The following is an 18,096-nucleotide window of genomic DNA, read 5'->3' on the forward strand; positions in this document are numbered from 1 at the left end:
AAAAACGGCAAGGCCGCACACCATGCCCCTACGCACCACAACGCCCCTGCTCGCGCTGCTGGCGTTCGCCCTGCTGGCCGCCCCGCAGCTCCATGCGCAGGACGCAAGGCCGTCGTTGAACGTCGGCTACTACGAATTCCCCCCCTACATCTATACCGCCCGGGATGGCCACGCCGCCGGTTCCGGCGCCCGCCTGGTCCGCCTGCTGCTGGAGCGGGCCGGCTATCGTCCGGCGTTCCGTGCCCTGCCCAGCGCGCGCCTGTACCTGGGGCTGCAGGACGGCAGCGTGGCGCTGTGGGCCGGCGCGGCCAAGCCGGAGCTGGCCGCCGACACTCTCCAGGCGCGGCGCGTGCTCGGCCACGTCAGCCTGAACCTGTACTACCCGGCGCACCAGCCGGCACCGCGGGTTCCCCAGGACCTGGCCGGACGCCGGCTGATCCTGATCAGCGGCTACAGCTACTGGAAACCGGTCACCAACTTCATCCAGGACCCCAACCTGCACCTGCGCCTGTACCGCACCGGCACCCACCACGCTGCCTTGCGCATGCTCGAACTCGGGCGCGGCGACTACCTGCTCGACTACCAGGCGCCGGTGGAAGCGGCCAGCCGCCAGGCGTTGGCGAGCCAGGAACTGTACCGCCTGCCGCTGCGGATGATCGTCTCGCGCCACATTCCCGGCGCCGAAGCGCTGCGCGACCGCCTGGACCAGGCCTACGACCAGTTGCGGAGCGACGGCGCCGACCTGTCCCTGCTGTGAACCGACCCCGGAGGAGGAGCCCGATGCATACCGCCATCCCCTGCTGCACGATCAACGGCGAACAGCCCGCCCTGCGCGGACAGGTCTGCCAGTCGCTGCTGATCCAGGAATGGTGGTGGGAAGGCCGTCCGGCCGATCCGGTGAACGTGGTCTACCTGCAGTTCGAGCAACGCTGGTATCGCCTCTACTTCGAGGGCGAGACGGTGTTCTGGCGCAGCGGCGAAGCGCCGCGGCCCTGCGAGAACGACGAAGGCCCGGGCGAGTACCGCCTGCACGACCTCGGCCGGCAGCGCGGCCTGGTCGGTGTGCGCCTGCTGGCCCTGGAGTTCGTCCTCAACGGCCCGACCCTGGACAGCCACTTCGACTTCGCCGACGGCCAGCGCCTGAGTTTCCGGCACTTCCTCGACGACGACCTGACCCGGGTGCTCTGAGCGCCGTCGACTACTTGCGTGGCTTGGCCCGGGCAGTGGCCTCGGCCACCAGCGGGTCGTCCGGCCAATAATGCTTCGGATAGCGTCCCTTCAGGTCCTTCCTGACTTCCGCATAGGTGCTGCGCCAGAAGTTCGCCAGGTCCTGGGTCACCTGCACCGGGCGATGCGCGGGAGACAGCAGGTGCAGCTTCACTGCCAGGCGGCCCTGGGCGATGCGCGGAGTGTCGCCGAGGCCGAACAGTTCCTGCAGGCGCACCGCGAGGATCGGCGGGGTTTCGCTGTAGTCCAGGCGGATGCGCGAGCCGGAGGGGACTTCCAGGGTTTTCGGTGCCCACTCGTCGAGACGCTGCGGTAATGGCCAGGGCAACAGCCCGGCGAGGATCGAAGCCAGGTCGAGGTTGGCGAAGTGAGCCAGGCGGGTGACCTTGCCGAGATAGGCCGGCAACCATTCCTCCAGCCGTTCCAGCAACGCGGCGTCGCTGACGTCCGGCCACTCGCTCTCGCCCTTGTCTTCCAGGTCCAGCCGGCGCAGCAAGCCGATGCGCGCCTGCCACTGGCGCAGTTCCGGGGTCCAGGGCAACAACTCCAGGCCCTTGCGCCGGACCAGGCCGAGCAGCGCCTGGCTGCGCGCCGCTTCGTCGAGGCCGGGTAGCGCCTCGCTGGACAGCACCAGTTCGCCGACCCGGCGCTGGCGCTCGGCGCGCAGCACGCCTTCGCGCTCGTCCCACTGCAGCTCGTCGCGCTGGCTGACCTGCTCCGCCAGGACCGTATCGAACAACCTCGGATCGAGTTCGGCGGCCAGGTAGATCCGCTCTTCGCGCTGGCCCTGGCGGCTGCCCAGATCGGCGATCACCAGCCAAGGCTGCTTCATCAGGCTGTCCGGTTCGCCGAACTGCGCAGCGCGCCCATTGGCCAGCCGGTAGTCGCCGCCGCCGGCGCGGCGCTGGCGAGCGATGCGGTCGGGATAGGCGAAGGCCAGCAGACAGCCCAGCCAGCGAGGATGGCCGGGATCGACGACCGCTTCGCTGGCGGCGCCGCGCAGGTAACCGCGGAACTGCCGGGCCAGTTGCCGGGCGCGCTGTACCGCGCCGCGCGAGGCGCCAGCGCGGGCCTCGCCGGCGAGCAGGGCGAGACGGCTGTGCAGGTCGGCGCCGCCGCCACGCTGTATGTCACGTTCGCCGAGCAGCGCCGCTACGTCGCAAGCCAGTTCGCCAAGGCCGAGGGCCTGGCCGCGCAGCAGCAGGTGGGCAATGCGCGGATGGGTCGGCAATGCGGCCATCGCCTGGCCATGGGCACTCAACGCGCCGCTGGCGTTCAGCGCCCCCAGCCGCCCGAGCAGCTCGCGGGCCTGGGCGTAGGCCGCCGCGGGCGGCGCGTCGAGCCAGGCCAGCTCCTCCGGCGCCACGCCCCAGCGCGCCAGTTGCAGGGCCAGCCCGGCCAGATCGGCCTGGAGGATTTCCGCCGTGCCGTAGGCAGGCAACTGCTCATGCTGGCTCTCCGACCACAAGCGGTAGCATACGCCCGGCTCCAGGCGCCCTGCGCGGCCGGCACGCTGGGTAGCGGAGGCGCGGGAGATGCGCTGGGTCTCCAGGCGGGTCATGCCGCTACCCGGATCGAAGCGCGGCACCCGCGCCAGGCCGGCGTCGATCACCACCCGTACGCCGTCGATGGTCAGGCTGGTCTCGGCGATGTTGGTCGCCAGCACCACCTTGCGCGTGCCCCGCGACGCCGGCTCGATGGCGGCGCGCTGGGCGGCGAGGTCGAGCTCGCCATGCAGCGGGCAGAGCAGCACCTCGGGGCGACCGCCAAGGGCCTCGCGCAAGCCTTCGTGAACGCGGCGGATCTCGGCCTGGCCGGGAAGAAAGACCAGCACGCTGCCGCTTTCCTCCGCCAGCGCCTGGAGCACCGCCTGCTGCACCCGCGGCTCGATGAACTCGCCGGGTTGCGCCGCCCGTCCCCAGCGGATATCCACCGGGAACATGCGGCCCTCGCTGCGCACCACCGGCGCTTCGCCGAGCAGCGCCGCAAGACGCTCGCCCTCCAGGGTCGCCGACATCACCAGCACTTTCAGCGGCGGCTCGTCGCGCAACAGTTCGCGGCCATTGAGAGTCAGCGCCAGGGCCAGGTCGGCATCCAGGCTGCGCTCGTGGAATTCGTCGAAGATCACCAGGCCGACACCGTCCAGCGCCGGGTCGTCTTGCAGGCGACGGGCAAGGATACCCTCGGTGACCACTTCGATGCGGGTCTTCGGGCCGACCCTGCTCTCCAGGCGGATCCGGTAGCCGACGGTCTCGCCGACCTTTTCGCCCAGCTCGGCGGCCAGCCGCTCGGCCGCGGCCCGCGCCGCCAGGCGTCGCGGTTCGAGCATGAGGATGCGTTGGCCGGCGAGCCAGGGCTCGTCGAGCAGGGCCAGCGGCACCCGGGTGGTCTTGCCGGCACCCGGCGGGGCTTCCAGGACGGCCTGGTGTTGTGCGCCAAGGGCCTGGCGCAGGGCGGGAACAACGGCGTCGATGGGTAGGGAAATCATGCTGGCTCCGGACTGACCGAGGAAGTATACCGGCGAACCGGCAGGCGCTTTCGACGGTCTTATCGTCATCGTCGCGGCAGAAGATTGCCGAACGCTGGTCGATTGCTATAGTTCGCCGTCATGTTCACCCGGAGGTCATACATGCGCCTTGCCACCCGCGTTTCCTGTGCCGTTCTCAGTGCAGCCCTGCTGAGCCAGTTGTCGGCCTGCGGTACGCTGTTCTACCCCGAGCGACGCGGCCAGATCGACGGTCGCATCGATCCGGCCATCGTCGCCTTCGACGCCATCGGCCTGCTGTTCTATATCATCCCCGGCCTGATCGCCTTCGGCGTCGACTTCGCCACCGGCGCCATCTACCTGCCCGACGCCAAGTACTCGGTCGCCCCGGAAGTGCTCAAGGATGCCGTCGGCGCGGACGGCAAGGTCGACAACCGCAAGCTCAAGGCCATCCTCGAACGCGAGATCGGCCGTGAACTGCCGCTCGACGACCCGCGCCTCATCCGCCACAGCGGCAGCGTCGAGCAACTGGCGGCCTATGGCCTGAAGCCGGCCGCCTGATCCGCCCTCCGAGCGCGACCGTGCGTCAGTGCCCGGTCGCCGCCCGGTTGGTTTACAGTGGCGCCGTCCCTTCTGCCAGAAGCGCCCCATGAGTCCCGATTCCCCCCACGCCCGCCTGCTGCGCCTGGCCACCCTGGCCTCGCTCGGTGTCGCCGTCACCCTGGTCATCGGCAAGGCCATTGCCTGGTGGCTGAGCGGTTCGGTGAGCCTGCTCGCCGGCCTCACCGACTCCCTGCTGGACAGTGCCGCCTCGCTGCTCAACCTGCTGGCGGTGCACTATTCGCTACGCCCGGCCGACGACGACCACCGCTACGGCCACGGCAAGGCCGAGGCCCTGGCCGGCCTGGCCCAGGCCATGTTCATCGGTGCCAGCGCGGTGCTGGTGGCTATCCAGGCGGTCGAGCAATTGCGCGACCCGCAGCCCCTCGGCGCGGCCACCTGGGGCATCGCGGTGATGCTGCTGTCGCTGCTGCTCACGGCCCTTCTCCTGGCCTTCCAGACCCACGTCATCCGCCGCACCGGTTCCACCGCGATACGCGCCGACTCGCTGCACTACCGCTCGGACCTGCTGCTCAACGCCAGCATCCTCGTGGCACTGCTCCTGGCCCGCTACGGCTGGCCACAGAGCGACGGCCTGTTCGGCCTGGGCATCGCCTTGTACATCCTCTGGAGCGCCCTGCAGATCGCTCGCGAGTCGGTGTCGATCCTGATGGACCGGGAACTGCCTACCGACATCAGCGAGCGCATGCGCGAACTCGCCTGCAGCGTGCCGGGAGTGCTCGGCGCGCACGACGTGCGCACGCGGATTTCCGGCAACCACTGGTTCGTCCAGTTGCACCTCGAACTGCCCGGCGAGCTGAGCCTGTCGGTGGCCCACGCCCTGACCGACCGCGCAGTGCTGGCGATCAAGCGCGAATACCCGAAGGCCGAAGTGCTGATCCATGCCGACCCGCAGGAAGTGGTCGGCAAGGAAACCGTCAGTTGACGCTGTAGCCGCGCCCGCTCAGGCAGGCGGCCATGGCCCGGCGGTAGTCGTTGGCGACCTCGGCGGCCGGCGCGTAGGTCGCCCCCGCCGGGTCGAAGCCGCTCTCGCCCACCGCCCAGCGGTGGCACTCGTAGCGGTCGCGGCCCTGCTGGTCGGGCCCCTGGCCGCGCGCGGGGTAGGCCACCACGTCGTAGCTGGCGGCCGGCCCGCTGACCGGATAAACGGGTCCCGCTGCCCGCGGCGGCGGGCTGACCACTTCGTACTCGCGGGTGTCGGCATGCCACAGGTAGTAAGTGCCGGCGGCAAGGAAGTACAGCACGCTGCCCAGCCAGACCTGCTCCGCATAGGGCGGCAGGCTGCGGACGCGCACCCCGCGGGGCGGCACGACCAGCACATAGCGCGGGCCGTCGGGTCGGTACCAGTAGCCGTCGTGGAAGAAATACTCGCCGCCGCGATAGGGCACCCGCAGGTGTCCGCGCGGCAAGGCCTCCACCACCCGGCCCGGACGCCAGTCGGGATGCGGTCCCCAACTGCCGCCATGCGCTTCGCCGCGGCCAGGTCCCGGTTGTCCGTGGGCAACACCGCGCTCGCCGCCGGGTCCGCCGCGTCCCCCTCGGCCGTCGTCGGCCTGCACCTGGACGCACAGGCTCAGCGAGAGAGCGCCCACCCCGAGCATTCGCCACCATCCACCGTTCATCGTCTGCCTCGCCCCGGGCCTGGTCGCCCGGCCACGTTCGAATGATCCCGGGAACGACTTTCCGCCGTTTTCCGCCAAGGGTGGGTAAACGCCGGGTAAAGAATGGGTAAAAGCGCGGCACGGGCCGGATCGCGGGCAAAGAAAAAGGGAGGCCCGTCGACCTCCCTTCTGGGGTAACTGTCCTGGCTCGGCGCTGTTGGCGACGGCTCACCTCACTCCACCTTCTGGGCGGTGTGCAACCCGGAGGCCGGCGCAACCCTGTAAGGTCGGCGGCCACGGCTGGCCTGATTGGGCGAGCCGTGATGGACGAGATGTCCGGGCCGTGAATCTGGGTAAAAGAATACGTCGCCAGGCGCGACCAATGATTGCTAATATTGCTCACCAGAACCTTGATTGCGCAATAAATCACTCAAATTCACCTTGCCAATGGCAATCAACCTGAAAGAAATCCTCGCCATGAACAAACTCGATCGCTACGACCTGCGTATCCTCGAAGAACTCCAGCGCGACGCACGCATCTCCAACCAGGAACTGGCAGAACGGATAGGCCTGTCGCCATCGCCCTGTTCGCGACGGGTCAAGCAGCTCGAGGACGACGGCTACATCGTCCGCCAGGTAGCCTTGCTGGACCGCAAGAAACTCGGCCTGAGCCTCACCGCCTTCGTCCTCATAGGCATGGACCGACACACCCCGGAACGCTTCGAACATTTCCAGGAAGTCATCGGCAAATGCCCGGAAGTGCTGGAGTGCAGCCTGGTCACCGGGATGGACGCGGACTACCAGTTGAAGGTCGTGGTGCCGGACATGGACCATTACCAGAAGCTCCTGCTGGGTACCCTGACGCGCATCGAAGGGGTCTCCAGCGTGCGCTCCAGCTTCGTCCTCAACCAGGTGCTGGCGAGTACCGAACTGCCGCTGGAGCACCTGCGCGATTGATCGTAGCGAGACCTGGGACATGACACGGAACAGGCGGCATGCCGTATAATCGGCAGCCTGTTTCAGTTGTCATGCCCGCGTGGCCCCCGCATATAAAGAGCAGCCTGCTCGTAGAACGATAAACGCCTTGCCCGCCCCCCATGGCACGCTCCGTCCGACCGCGAGCCGGACTTCGTTTGCTTGAAAATCCGGAGGTTGCCAATGGATCCCGAACTGTTCGAAGAGTGGATGATGACCGGTCTGGTGACCGTGCTTATCCTGTTCATGGCTTTCATCGTGTGGGACCTGGCGAAGAAGTCGAAAGCCGGCAAGTTCGGAACCCTGATCCTGTTCTTCGCCCTCGGCCTGGGCGTACTGGGCTTCATCATCAAGGGCCTGGTCATCGGCAGCCTCGAAGGCGCGGGCATGTAACCCCGGCGCCACGCGCGTCATCCAACCACTCGTAATCATCCGCCGGCCCCGGCCAACGGGGCCGGCTCGCCTTGCCATTGCCTAGAACAAGGGAGTCGCCATGAACGCCGCCGACCGCGTCATGCAGAGTTATGGACGCTGCTGTGCCAGCACCGGATTCTTCGATGATTTCTACCGGCATTTCCTTGCCAGTTCCCCGCAGATTCGCGCCAAGTTCGCCACCACCGACATGACTGCGCAGAAACACCTGCTGCGTGCCGGGATCATGAACCTGGTGATGTACGCCCGCGGCATGTCCGACAGCAAGCTGCGCGCCCTCGGTGCCAGCCATTCGCGCGCCGCGCTGGATATCCGCCCGGAACTCTACGACCTGTGGCTGGACGCCCTGCTGATGGCGGTCGCCGAGCACGACCGCGACTGCGACGCCGAGACCCGCGACGCCTGGCGCGACGTGATGGGTCGTGGCATCGCCGTGATCAAGTCGTACTACTGATCGTTCCGCGCCCGCTGGACGACGCCCCTCTCGTCAGTCCAGCCGCGCCGGCACTTCCCGCCATTCCCCGAGGCCCAGGCCGTCCAGGCTCCAGGGGCCGATCCGCACCCGCACCAGCCGCAGCGTCGGCAAGCCCACCGCCGCCGTCATCCGCCGTACCTGGCGATTGCGCCCCTCGCGAATCACCAGTTCCAGCCACTGGGTCGGCACCGACTTGCGAAAACGCACCGGCGGCACCCGCTCCCACAACGTCGGCTCATCCAGCAGACGCGCCTCGGCGGGCAGCGTCGGGCCGTCGTTGAGCGTCACGCCCTCGCGCAGGCGCCGCAATTGCTCCTCGTCCGGCGTGCCTTCGACCTGCACCCAGTAGGTCTTCGGCAGCTTGTGCCGGGGGTCGGCGATGCGCGCCTGCAGGCGACCGTCGTTGGTCAGCAGCAACAGGCCCTCGCTGTCGCGGTCCAGGCGCCCGGCCGGATACACGCCCGGCACCGGGATGAAGTCCTTGAGGGTCGAGCGCCCTTGCTCGTCGTTGAACTGGGTCAGTACGTCGAACGGCTTGTTGAACAGCAGCAGCTTCGGCTCGCTCGGCGGCGCCTTGGCCACCCGGCGTGGCGCAGGGCGGACGGGATGACGCGGGGAAGGACGCGGGGGACGGGACATGACTGGAAACGAGTTGGCTTGATCGGGGTACCGGGCGGCATGCTAGGTTGTCCGAGAGCCTGACCGCAAGAGCATCCCCTCATGCCCTCCCTGCGTCCCACCTGGCTGATCAGCCTGCTGACCCTGGCCGGCTGCGCTGGCAGCGCCTATCAGGGTCCGCCTTCGGACCATTTCGACGGCGAACGTTTCCGCAATATCCAGCCGACCGCGCACAAGAGCCTGCGCGACCTGCTCAAGTGGCAGTGGAACCGCCCGCCGCAACGCCCGTGGGTCGCCCTGCCGCCGACGGCAACGCCGCCAAGGGTGAACGAGCGCGCCCGCGGCGAAGAACTGCGGGTCACCTACATCAACCACGCCACCCTGCTGATCCAGCACCGCGGCCTGAACATCCTCACCGACCCGGTCTGGTCGCAACGGGTCAGCCCGCTCGCCTTCATCGGCCCGAAGCGCCACCATCCGCCCGGGTTGACGCTCGACCAGTTGCCACCGATCGACCTGGTGCTGGTGAGCCACAACCACTACGACCACCTCGACCTGGAAACCCTGCGCCAGCTCCACCGGCGCTGGCCGACGACCAAGGTGGTCAGCGGCCTGGGCAACGCCGGGCTGATCCGCCAGACAGGTTTCGCCGACGTCGTGGAGATCGACTGGTGGCAGGCCGTGCCGCTGGGCGCTGGCCTGACGCTGCATGGCGTACCGGTGCAGCACTGGTCGTCGCGCACCCGCAGCGACACCAACCGCACGCTCTGGCTCGGCTTCGTCATCGACTCGCCGGACGGCCCGCTGCTGTTTCCCGGCGATACCGGGCTCGGCCCGGAGTTCGGGCTGATCAACCAGCGCTTCGGGGCGATGCGCTTCGCCGCCCTGCCGATCGGCGCCTACGAGCCGCGCTGGTTCATGCGCGACCACCACATGAATCCCGACGACGCGGTGCAGGCCCATCGCACGCTGCAGGCGCAGACCAGCATGGCCATCCACTTCGGTACCTTCAATCTCACCGACGAACAGCAGGACGACCCGCCCAAGGCGCTCCAGGCGGCGCTGCGCAGCCAAGGCGTGGACCCGGCGACCTTCGGCACGCCGAAACCCGGCGAACAGTGGCGCGTCGCACCGCGCAACGTCGCTCAGGAGGCCGGGGCCACCAGGCGGGAGCAGCAGTTGCGGTAGCGCTTGCCGCTGCCGCACGGACAAGCCTGGTCGCCACGGCCGCCCAGGGCCAGCCAGCTTTCCAGGCGCGCGGCCATCCCGGCCAGGCGCTCGCGGGCCTCGTCGTCCAGGCCGGCGCGGGCCAGTTGGCGCCGCAGGCCGAGGTAGTCTTCCAGCAGGACATCGCGGCTGAGCGCCTGGTACTGGTCGGCCAGCGGCACGCCTTCGTAGCGCCGCTGCGGGTCTGCCAGAAAAGCGATGGCGCCCGCCTGCGGCAGGACATTCCACAGGTTGCCGCGCGGATCGCGCCAGCAAGCGCTGAAACGCGCGCGCAGGGCCAGGCCGCGCCATTCTTCCAGGATCCAGCCGTCGACCCGCTCGCCGCCGAGGGCTTCGACCGCCCGACCGACCGAGAACCACGGTTCGCCGGCCAGGCTTTCCGGCATCGGCAACGGCGCTGCCACTTCCGGCGCGGCATCGGGCACCAGGCGGCGGGCGAAGCGACGGAGCGGGTTGCTGAGATGAGTGGGGGCGCTGAACGGCATGGGGCTCACATCGATGGCAGGCGTGGTCGTTCCGACCGGCAGAAGGCGCCGCGGTTCCACGCAGGGCGAAGGGCCGTCATTGTAGGGCCTCGGCGCCGCGAGGCGTAGAAGCGCGCCCCGGTTTCCGCGCGGAAACCGGGGCGCGTCCGATCAACGGAACGGCGGCTCGTCGAAACTCCGCAGCTTGCGCGAGTGCAGCGAGTTGAGCTGGCTGCGCAACAGGTCGAGGGCGGCGATGCCGATCCGCAGGTGCTGGTTCACCGCGCGCTCGTAGAAGGCGTTGGCCGAGCCGGGCAGCTTGATCTCGCTGTGCAGCGGCTTGTCCGAGACGCACAGCAACGTGCCGTAGGGCACCCGCAGGCGGTAGCCCTGGGCGGCGATGGTGCCGCTCTCCATGTCCACCGCGATGGCCCGCGCCAGGTTGATCAGTGGCCGCTCCTGGGCCCAGCGCAGCTCCCAGTTGCGGTCGTCGTAGGTGAGCACGGTGCCGGTGCGCAAGCGTCGCTTGAGCGACTCGCCGCGCTCGCCGGTGACTTCGGCGGCGGCTTCCTGCAAGGCGACCTGGACTTCGGCCAGCGCCGGGATCGGGATGTGCGGCGGCAGCGCGCGGTCGAGGATGCCGTCGCGGCGCATGTAGGCGTGCGCCAGCACGTAGTCGCCGATGGTCTGCGACTGCCGCAGGCCGCCGCAGTGGCCGATCATCAGCCAGCAATGCGGACGCAACACCGCCAGGTGGTCGGTGATGTTCTTCGCGTTGGACGGGCCGACCCCGATGTTGACCAGGGTGATGCCGTCGCCATCGGCGGCGATCAGGTGGTAGGCCGGCATCTGGTAGCGGTGCCAGACCACCCCGGCGACGATGGCGTTGGCCTCGCCTTCGTCCATCCCGCGCTCGATGATCACGTTGCCCGGCAGGACCATGCGCACGAAGCGCGGGTCCTCGCGCAGGCGGGTCAGGCCGAGGCGGATGAACTGGTCGACGTAGCGGTGGTAGTTGGTCAGCAGGATCCACGGCTGCACGTGGCGCCAGTCGCTGCCGGTGTAGTGCACCAGGCGGCGCAGGGAGAAGTCCACCCGCGCGGCGTCGAACAGCGCCAGCGGCAACTGGTCGGCGCGTTCCCATTCGTAGAGGCCGTCGGCGATGTCGTCGGAAGCGGCGGACAGGTCGGTGCTGGGGAACACCCGCGCCAGCTCGGCGGCGGTCACCCCGGAGCCGGCCAGCTCGTCGCCCTGCTCGACCACGTAGGGATAGGGGATGTCCTGTTGGCTCGGGCCGACCTGCACCTGCACGGTGAAATCGTCCATCAGCGGACGCAACTGTTCCAGCAGGTACTTGCGGAAGGCGTCGGGGTGGGTGACGGTGACGCTGTATTCGCCCGGCACCTGGACCTTGGCGTAGGCGCGGGTGGTGGACGGCACCTCGCCCTGGCAGCGGTAGCCGATGCGCAGTTGCGGGTAGTGAAAGTTCTGCCGCTCGGCCTCGCTCGGCTCGATGCGCTCCTTGATGTAGCGCTTGAGCGCCTGGCTCAGCGCCGCGGTGGCCTGGCGGTGCAGCTCGGCAAGACGGTCGACGGCCTCCTCGGCCGTGCGGGCGACGACGAACCCGTCGTCGGAATCGATACTCATGGTGGGCTTCCTGTCGGTTCGCATGGAAAACATCTTGCCTGTACCGACAGGAAAACACAGCGCTTTTCTCCCGTTACCTCATTCGGCCAGCGCCACCACCGCCATGGTCACGGTGGCCTTGCTGAACAGGCGCCGCCGACCGTCCCGCTCGGCGAACACCTCGGCCTCGACCACCGTCACCTGGCGCCCGGCCTTGAGCACCTCGGCGCGACACAACAGGCGCTGGCAAAGCGCCGGGCGCAACAGGTTGAGCTTGAACTCCAGGCTCAGCACCGTCTGCCCCTCCTCCACCAGGGTCGCGGCGGCGGCCCCGGCGGCATGGTCGGCCAGGGTCGCCTGGACCCCGGCATGGATGAAGCCGTTCTGCTGGGCGTGGCGGGGCAGGATGTCCAGCCCCGCTTCGACCCAACCCGGCCCGCAGTCCAGCGGACGGATGCCGAGGTCGCCGACGAAACTGGCCGCGGCGAAGCCCTGCTCGACCAGCTCCCGGTAGCGCGGATGCGCTTGCATCGCGACGCGCCTCAGGCCAGGTGCGGGGTGGCGCGAGCCAACAGCGCCTCGACCTCGACGCCGCGCGGGAGGGTGCCGTAGACCCGCCCGCCGTCCCCCAGGCGACTGCCGATGAAGGCGTCGGACACCGCGGAGTTGCCGGCTTCCAGCAACAGCTTGGCCTGCAGGGCGATCGCCACGTCCTCGGTGAGCTGGCGGGCGCGGTACTGGATGTCGGCGGTGTCGGCGAAGGCCGCCTTGAGGTTGCCGATGTGCGCGGCGAGACGGGCGTCGCCATGGCCGTCGCCCAGTTCGGCGAACAGCGCGTCGAGCACCCCCGGCTCCTTCGACAGGGCACGCAGCACGTCCAGGCACTGCACGTTGCCGGAACCTTCCCAGATCGAGTTCACCGGAGCCTCGCGGTACAGCCGCGGCAGGATGGTTTCCTCGACGTAGCCGGCACCGCCCATGCATTCGGAGGCTTCGTTGATCATCGCCGGGGCACGCTTGCAGATCCAGTACTTGCCCACCGCGGTGACCAGGCGGGCGAACTTCTCCTCCTGCTCGTCGTGGGCACGGTCCAGGGCATGCCCCATGCGCAGGGTCAGGGCCAGCGCCGCCTCGCTTTCCAGGGCCAGGTCGGCGAGCACGTTCTGCATTAGCGGTTGCTCGGCCAGCACCCGCCCGCCGACCTTGCGGTAGGCACAGTGGTGGGCGGCCTGGGTCAACGCCTGACGCATCAGTGCGCTGGAGCCGATCATGCAGTCGAAGCGGGTCATGGCGACCATCTCGATGATGGTCGGCACGCCACGGCCCTCTTCGCCGACCATCCAGGCCAGGGCGCCGCGATACTCGATTTCGCTGGAGGCGTTCGACCAGTTGCCCAGCTTGTCCTTCAGGCGCTGGATGTAGAACTGGTTGCGGCTGCCGTCCGGCCGGTGGCGCGGCAGCAGGAAGCAGGTCAGGCCCTTGTCGGTGTAGGCCAGGGTGAGGAAGGCGTCGCACATCGGCGCCGAGCAGAACCACTTGTGCCCGACCAGTTCGTAGGCCTGCCCCGGCCCGGGAATCCCCACCGGGTAGGCCCGCGTGGTATTGGCGCGGACGTCGGTGCCGCCCTGCTTCTCGGTCATCGCCATGCCGATGGTGACGCCCGCCTTCTGCTCCATCGGCACGTTGCGCGGGTCGTACTCGCGGGAGAGGATCTTCGGCAGCCATTTCTCGGCCAGGTCCGCCTGCAGGCGAATCGCCGGCACGCTGGCGTAGGTCATGGTCAACGGGCAACCGGTGCCGGCCTCCGCCTGGCTGTGCAGGTAGGACAGCCCGGCCCGCGCCACCTGGGCGCCGGGGCGCGGGTCGGTCCAGGGCAGCGAGGGCAGTTCGTGTTCGATGGCGGCGCGCATCAGCTCGTGGTAGGCGGGGTGGAACTCCACCAGGTCGACGCGGTTGCCGTAGCGGTCGTGGCTATGGAACTCCGGCTTGTGCTGGTTGGCCAGGAAGCCGGCCGCCATCAGCGGGCCGCCGGCCAGCTCGCCGTAGCGCTGCAGGCGCTCCTCGGCCCAGCCGCCCTGGTAGCGACGCACCCACTCCTGGAGAGGCCGGTCGAGGCGGTAGAGGTTGGCGCCATCCAGCGACGGTACCTGGTTGGTCACTTCGTGGGTTTCGGCGTACTGGTGCAGGTTCATGAGGGTTCCTCGCAGACAGGCGCGCCCACCGCGCGCAGGCAGAAGTTCACCAGAGCCGTACTCACCGGCTCCAGACTCGGTTCCGGCTGGCCGCTGTCGCGAGCGGCGCGCGCCGGGGGAGACAAGGGGCCGACCAGCGCCTCGGCGATGGCCCCGACCAGGCAGGCCGCGGCAAGCGGCACCAGGGAAAGCTGGAATGCGCCACTGCGCCGGCCCTCCTCGAGCAGTTCGACGAACAGTGCGGCGTAGGCCTCGCGATAGCGCAGGCGCTGCTCGTCGACTTCAGGATCCACCGGCTCGGCGATCAGGGCGAAGGCCAGCCGCTGGCTGCTCCAGGCGCGCGCGGCAAAGCGCCGCAAGCCCTCGGCCAGGCGCCAGGCGGGCGCGCCGGGACCGCGCAGGACCACGGCCAGGGCATCGACCTCACGCTGGCTGGCGCGGCGGAAGATTTCCGCCGCCAGCTCGCCCTTGCCCCGGAAGTGGCGGTACAGGCTGCCGGTGGCGATCCCCGCGTCGTCGGCCAGGGCCTGCATGGTCAGCGCGGCGAAACCGCCCTCCGCGACACGCCGCAGGCCTAGCTGGAGGATGCGCTCGCGCAGCGCGGAATCGCGTTGCAGGCGGCGTTCGGTGACACGATAGACCATGACTGAATCCGGATTCACTTTTTCCCAGTGAATCACGCTTCAGGCTTTGCCTAAAGAGACATACAGGTCGCGCAGGCCGGCATTTCAGCCAGCCGCGGAAAGGCTTCAGGCGGACTTGGTGACGATCGGCTGGCACAGCAGCCAATCGTGCAGCAGGGTCTGCAACTCTTCGAACTTGACCGGCTTGGCCATGTAGTCGCTCATGCCCGCCGCCAGGCAGCGCTCGCGATCGCCGCTGTGGCTGTGGGCGGTCAACGCCAGCACCGGCAGTTCCGCGCAGCCGGGCAGCGCGCGGATCGCCCGACAGGTGGCGAAGCCGTCCATCACCGGCATCTGGCAGTCGAGCAGTACGCCGTCCGGCCGCTCGCGCGCCAGCAACTCCAGGGCCTCGCTGCCGTTGTCGGCGGTGCGCACCCGGTAGCCGAGCTTGAGCAGCATGCCGCGAGTCACCAACTGGTTGATGGCGTTGTCCTCCACCACCAGCACGGTGCACTCCTCGGGACGCCGCACCGCCTGCCCGCCGGCGCGCCGCGGGGGCGGCGCCAGGCCCTGGGCCGGCTGGGTCAGTTGCAGGCGCAGGAGGAAGCGGCTGCCCTGTCCCGGCCGGGACTCGTGGGTCGGCTCGCCGCCAAGCAGCTCCACCAGCTTGCGGCACAGCGCCAGGCCGATGCCGAGGCCTCCGTAGCCACGGGTCAACGAGCTGTCGGCCTGGACAAAACGCTGGTAGAGGTCGCTGCCGGCGGCCATGTCGAAACCGATGCCGGTGTCGATCACTTCCACCCGCAGCGCCACCCCGTCATGGGTACGCCCGGCGGCGACGCGCAGGGTCACGCTGCCCCTGGCGGTGAACTTGATCGCATTGTCGACCAGGTAGCCCAGCGCCTGGGCCAGCTTGCCGGCATCGCCTTCGAGGGTGTCCGGCAGGCTGTCGTCCAGTTGCAGGGCGAAGCGCAGGCCCTTCTCCTCGGCGCGCGGCGCGTACTGCGCGCGCAGGCTGTCGAACAGGCCGCGCAGGCTGAACGGCTCGCGGCGCGGGTAGAGCTTGCCGGCCTGCAGTTCGATGAGGGCGAGGATGTCGTTGACCATCCGCATCATGTCCCGCGCCGAACCGGCGGCAGTGCGCTGGTACTCGGCGAGTTCGACGTCCATCGGCACCGTCTGCATCAGCTCCAGCGAACCGATCACCCCGCTCATCGGGGTGCGTAGTTCGTGGGTGACGGTGGCGAGGAACTCGTCCTTCAGGCGATTGCTGTTGGCCAGTTCCTGGTTCAGCGCTTCCAGCTTGCGGCTGGACTCCTGGAGGATTCGCGCGCGCTCCTCCTTCATCGCGTTGATCCGGTCGGCCAGCGCCAGCGACAGCAAGCCCACCTCCAGCGCCGAACCGATCTGGCTGGCATACATGGTGAGGAACATGTTCGGCAGGTAGCCGAGGACCATCAGGGTGTTGACGATGCCGCCGAGAAGGAAGGCGGTCCAGGCGATGATGAAATAGCGCGCCACGCGCATGCCGCGCAGCCAGGCGAGGATGCCGGCGGCGAAGATCAGGCCGGTGAAGGCCAGCGCCAGGTAGGTGGCCAGGCGCAGGGCCACGGCGTAGCTCATGGTCAGCGCCATCAGCATGACCAGCGCGCCGACCGCCATCAGCGCCAGCAGGCCGCGGTCGACCCACACGCTGTGGTCGCGGGTATGCAGGAAGCTGCGCGCGAACTGGCAGCCGAACAGCGCCGCCGAACCGATCAGGAATGGCGTGGCGGCGTTCGCCCACCAGGGGCTGTCGGGCCAGAAGTACTCGATGCCGGCGCCGTTCACCGAGACCTGGTAGAGCCCGAATGAAGCGATATAGAGGATGTAGTAGAGATAGCTGGTATCGCGGACGCTGAGGAAGATGAACAGGTTGTAGATCAGCATCACCAGCAGCACGCCATAGATGATGCCGAGCACATAGATGCGTTCGGGCTGCTCCTCCAGGTAGGCCTTGGGCGACCACAGGGTCAACGGCGCCTGGATCGATCCCTGGCTTTCCAGCCGCAGATAGACACGCTGCGGCTTGTTCGGCTCGAGGCCGAGTTCGAACAGGTAGTTGTTCTGCCGGATCGGCCGACTGGCGAACGGCAATGTGTCGCCGGTGCGCTGGGCGAGGCGGTAGCCGCCCTGGCCATCGGGCAGGTAGAGGTCGAGCTTGTCCAGCGGCGGATAGGCCAACTCCAGCAGCCAGGTGCGCGGATCGCTGGAGGCGACCGGCCGGTAGTCCAGGTCCAGGCGCAACCAGAACACCGAGCGCGAATAGCCGGCATTGAGCACGTCCTTGTCATGGCGGCGGAAGCTGCTGTCGATGGCCCGCGAGGTGATGTCGTTGATATCGGCGCTACCGCGCACGTCCTCGAACACGTCGATGGACTGCCCCAGCGGCAGGCGCTCGACCTGCTCGTTGAAGCTCACCGCACCCGCCAGGCACGGCAACGCAAGAAGAAAGAGAATCAGCCAGTGCCGCATGATGCCCCGCAGTGCTCCTCGAACGGACCGGGAGCCCCACCTCCCTCGTCATGGTCCGCCCTTGGCGAGCGTTGTATGAATATTCGCCGAACTTTAGCACACGCCACGTCACGTCAGGCCCGGGACGTGTCACGCAGGGCCCGGGCGCGGCGCCCGAAAGGTCGTCCGCGCAGCCGCCACGGAGCGCTTTTAGTGGTAAGCTCACGCGCCATGAAAACACCGACTTCCCGCCCCGTAGTGCTCTGCCTGTCCGGTCACGACCCCAGTGGTGGCGCCGGACTGCAAGCCGACATCGAAGCCCTGCTCGCCCAGGGCTGCCACGCCGCCCCGGCAGTCACCGCGCTGACCGTGCAGGACACCGTCAACGTCAGCGACTTCCGCGTCCTCGACCGCGAGTGGGTGCTGGCCCAGGCCAACGCCGTACTCGCCGACCTGCCCGTCGCGGCGGTCAAGCTGGGTATGCTCGGTTCGCTGGAGATGGTCGACACGGTGGCCGAGATCCTCGCCGCCCACTCGCACCTGCCGGTGGTCTGCGATCCGGTGCTGCGCGCCGGCGGCGGCGGTGCGCTGGGCAAGGGCGACGTCGGCTTCGCCATGCGCGAGCGGCTGCTGCCGCGCGCCACCATCGCCACGCCGAACCTGCCGGAAGCGCGCCTGCTCGCCGACCTGCCCGAGGGCAGCGCCGACCAGTGCGCCGAGCGCCTGCTGGAACACTGCGAGCACCTGTTGATCACCGGCGGACACGGCGACGAAAGCGAAGTGCACAATCGCCTGTACAGCCGCGACGGCAGCCACCGCACCTTCACCTGCCAGCGCCTGCCCGGCAGCTACCATGGCTCCGGCTGCACCCTGGCCAGCGCCCTGGCCGGTCGCATCGCCCTCGGCGAAGCGCTGCACGGCGCCGTACAGAGCGCCCTCGACTACACCTGGCGGACCCTGCGCGACGCCGAGAGTCCGGGCCACGGCCAATACGTGCCGCGCCGCCTGCCCACCGACTTCTGTCACTGAGAGCCAGC

18 protein-coding genes are annotated in these 18,096 nt (G+C 68.9%); 9 read left to right on the top strand and 9 right to left on the bottom strand.

Annotation, left to right across the window (positions count from 1 at the left end; genetic code table 11):
• Positions 1-22: 22 nt before the first annotated feature.
• On the top strand, positions 23-757 hold the full coding sequence (locus HMPREF2914_RS18070) for a substrate-binding periplasmic protein (RefSeq protein WP_003093112.1): 735 nt from the start codon (positions 23-25) through the stop codon (positions 755-757).
• A 23-nt stretch (positions 758-780) separates the two neighbouring features.
• Positions 781-1,188 carry a hypothetical protein gene (locus tag HMPREF2914_RS18075; RefSeq protein WP_003093113.1) on the top strand — a complete coding sequence of 136 codons (408 nt, stop codon included), beginning with the start codon at positions 781-783 and terminating at the stop codon, positions 1,186-1,188.
• A 10-nt stretch (positions 1,189-1,198) separates the two neighbouring features.
• Here the strand turns inward: HMPREF2914_RS18075 and hrpB are convergent, their stop codons facing one another.
• Positions 1,199-3,715, bottom strand: coding sequence for an ATP-dependent helicase HrpB (gene hrpB / locus HMPREF2914_RS18080; protein ID WP_015502379.1), 2,517 nt, complete (start codon positions 3,713-3,715; stop codon positions 1,199-1,201).
• A 141-nt stretch (positions 3,716-3,856) separates the two neighbouring features.
• Between hrpB and HMPREF2914_RS18085 the strand changes: the two genes are divergently transcribed.
• Complete coding sequence (locus tag HMPREF2914_RS18085) at positions 3,857-4,273, top strand: hypothetical protein (protein ID WP_003093116.1); 417 nt, start codon at positions 3,857-3,859, stop codon at positions 4,271-4,273.
• A gap of 88 nt (positions 4,274-4,361) precedes the next feature.
• Complete coding sequence (gene fieF, locus HMPREF2914_RS18090; RefSeq protein ID WP_003093118.1) at positions 4,362-5,258, top strand: CDF family cation-efflux transporter FieF; 897 nt, start codon at positions 4,362-4,364, stop codon at positions 5,256-5,258.
• On the opposite strand, the gene HMPREF2914_RS18095 is transcribed toward fieF, so the two are convergent.
• Positions 5,251-5,934: a DUF6515 family protein gene (locus tag HMPREF2914_RS18095; RefSeq protein ID WP_023980206.1), complete on the bottom strand. Its 684-nt coding sequence runs from the start codon at positions 5,932-5,934 to the stop codon at positions 5,251-5,253. The genes fieF and HMPREF2914_RS18095 overlap by 8 nt on opposite strands.
• A gap of 447 nt (positions 5,935-6,381) precedes the next feature.
• Between HMPREF2914_RS18095 and HMPREF2914_RS18100 the strand changes: the two genes are divergently transcribed.
• The 3 genes from HMPREF2914_RS18100 to HMPREF2914_RS18110 all read left to right on the top strand — a co-directional run bounded on the left by HMPREF2914_RS18100 (position 6,382) and on the right by HMPREF2914_RS18110 (position 7,795).
• Positions 6,382-6,891: an Lrp/AsnC family transcriptional regulator gene (locus tag HMPREF2914_RS18100; RefSeq protein WP_003119210.1), complete on the top strand. Its 510-nt coding sequence runs from the start codon at positions 6,382-6,384 to the stop codon at positions 6,889-6,891.
• Between the two features lie 201 nt (positions 6,892-7,092).
• Positions 7,093-7,302, top strand: coding sequence for a DUF2788 domain-containing protein (locus HMPREF2914_RS18105; RefSeq protein WP_003093125.1), 210 nt, complete (start codon positions 7,093-7,095; stop codon positions 7,300-7,302).
• Positions 7,303-7,402: 100 nt separating this feature from the next.
• Entirely contained in the window at positions 7,403-7,795 is a 393-nt protein-coding gene (locus HMPREF2914_RS18110) for a globin (RefSeq protein ID WP_003093127.1), read from the top strand.
• 33 nt (positions 7,796-7,828) lie between these two features.
• Here HMPREF2914_RS18110 and HMPREF2914_RS18115 read toward each other — a convergent pair whose 3' ends face one another.
• The gene (locus HMPREF2914_RS18115) at positions 7,829-8,398 is read right to left on the bottom strand and encodes a pseudouridine synthase (protein ID WP_003093129.1); all 570 of its coding nucleotides are present in this window, start codon (positions 8,396-8,398) and stop codon (positions 7,829-7,831) included.
• Between the two features lie 138 nt (positions 8,399-8,536).
• Here HMPREF2914_RS18115 and HMPREF2914_RS18120 point away from each other — a divergent pair, with 138 nt between their 5' ends.
• Positions 8,537-9,622, top strand: coding sequence for an MBL fold metallo-hydrolase (locus HMPREF2914_RS18120; protein ID WP_023092453.1), 1,086 nt, complete (start codon positions 8,537-8,539; stop codon positions 9,620-9,622).
• Here the strand turns inward: HMPREF2914_RS18120 and HMPREF2914_RS18125 are convergent.
• From HMPREF2914_RS18125 to ladS, 6 genes are all read right to left on the bottom strand, one after another.
• A complete protein-coding gene (locus HMPREF2914_RS18125) occupies positions 9,580-10,146 on the bottom strand; it encodes an SEC-C metal-binding domain-containing protein (protein WP_003161869.1) in 567 nt (188 codons plus the stop codon). The two genes, HMPREF2914_RS18120 and HMPREF2914_RS18125, sit on opposite strands and share 43 nt — an antisense overlap.
• 150 nt (positions 10,147-10,296) lie before the next feature.
• Positions 10,297-11,796, bottom strand: coding sequence for an AMP nucleosidase (gene amn, locus HMPREF2914_RS18130; protein WP_003119204.1), 1,500 nt, complete (start codon positions 11,794-11,796; stop codon positions 10,297-10,299).
• Between the two features lie 54 nt (positions 11,797-11,850).
• Positions 11,851-12,282, bottom strand: coding sequence for a PaaI family thioesterase (locus tag HMPREF2914_RS18135; RefSeq protein ID WP_003137711.1), 432 nt, complete (start codon positions 12,280-12,282; stop codon positions 11,851-11,853).
• 11 nt (positions 12,283-12,293) lie between these two features.
• Positions 12,294-13,943 (bottom strand): acyl-CoA dehydrogenase family protein, encoded by a 1,650-nt coding sequence (locus HMPREF2914_RS18140; protein ID WP_023092452.1) that lies wholly within the window; start codon positions 13,941-13,943, stop codon positions 12,294-12,296.
• The gene (locus tag HMPREF2914_RS18145) at positions 13,940-14,587 is read right to left on the bottom strand and encodes a TetR/AcrR family transcriptional regulator (protein ID WP_003093144.1); all 648 of its coding nucleotides are present in this window, start codon (positions 14,585-14,587) and stop codon (positions 13,940-13,942) included. The genes HMPREF2914_RS18140 and HMPREF2914_RS18145 overlap by 4 nt, the downstream gene beginning before the upstream one ends.
• 105 nt (positions 14,588-14,692) lie before the next feature.
• Positions 14,693-17,080 (bottom strand): hybrid sensor histidine kinase/response regulator LadS, encoded by a 2,388-nt coding sequence (ladS, locus tag HMPREF2914_RS18150; RefSeq protein WP_070702838.1) that lies wholly within the window; start codon positions 17,078-17,080, stop codon positions 14,693-14,695.
• Between the two features lie 210 nt (positions 17,081-17,290).
• On the opposite strand from ladS, the gene HMPREF2914_RS18155 reads away from it, so the two are divergent.
• Positions 17,291-18,088, top strand: a complete 798-nt coding sequence (locus tag HMPREF2914_RS18155; protein WP_023095217.1) for a hydroxymethylpyrimidine/phosphomethylpyrimidine kinase — start codon at positions 17,291-17,293, stop codon at positions 18,086-18,088.
• Positions 18,089-18,096 lie beyond the last annotated feature (8 nt).

This window comes from Pseudomonas sp. HMSC067G02 (assembly GCF_001813485.1).
Lineage (GTDB): Bacteria > Pseudomonadota > Gammaproteobacteria > Pseudomonadales > Pseudomonadaceae > Pseudomonas > Pseudomonas aeruginosa.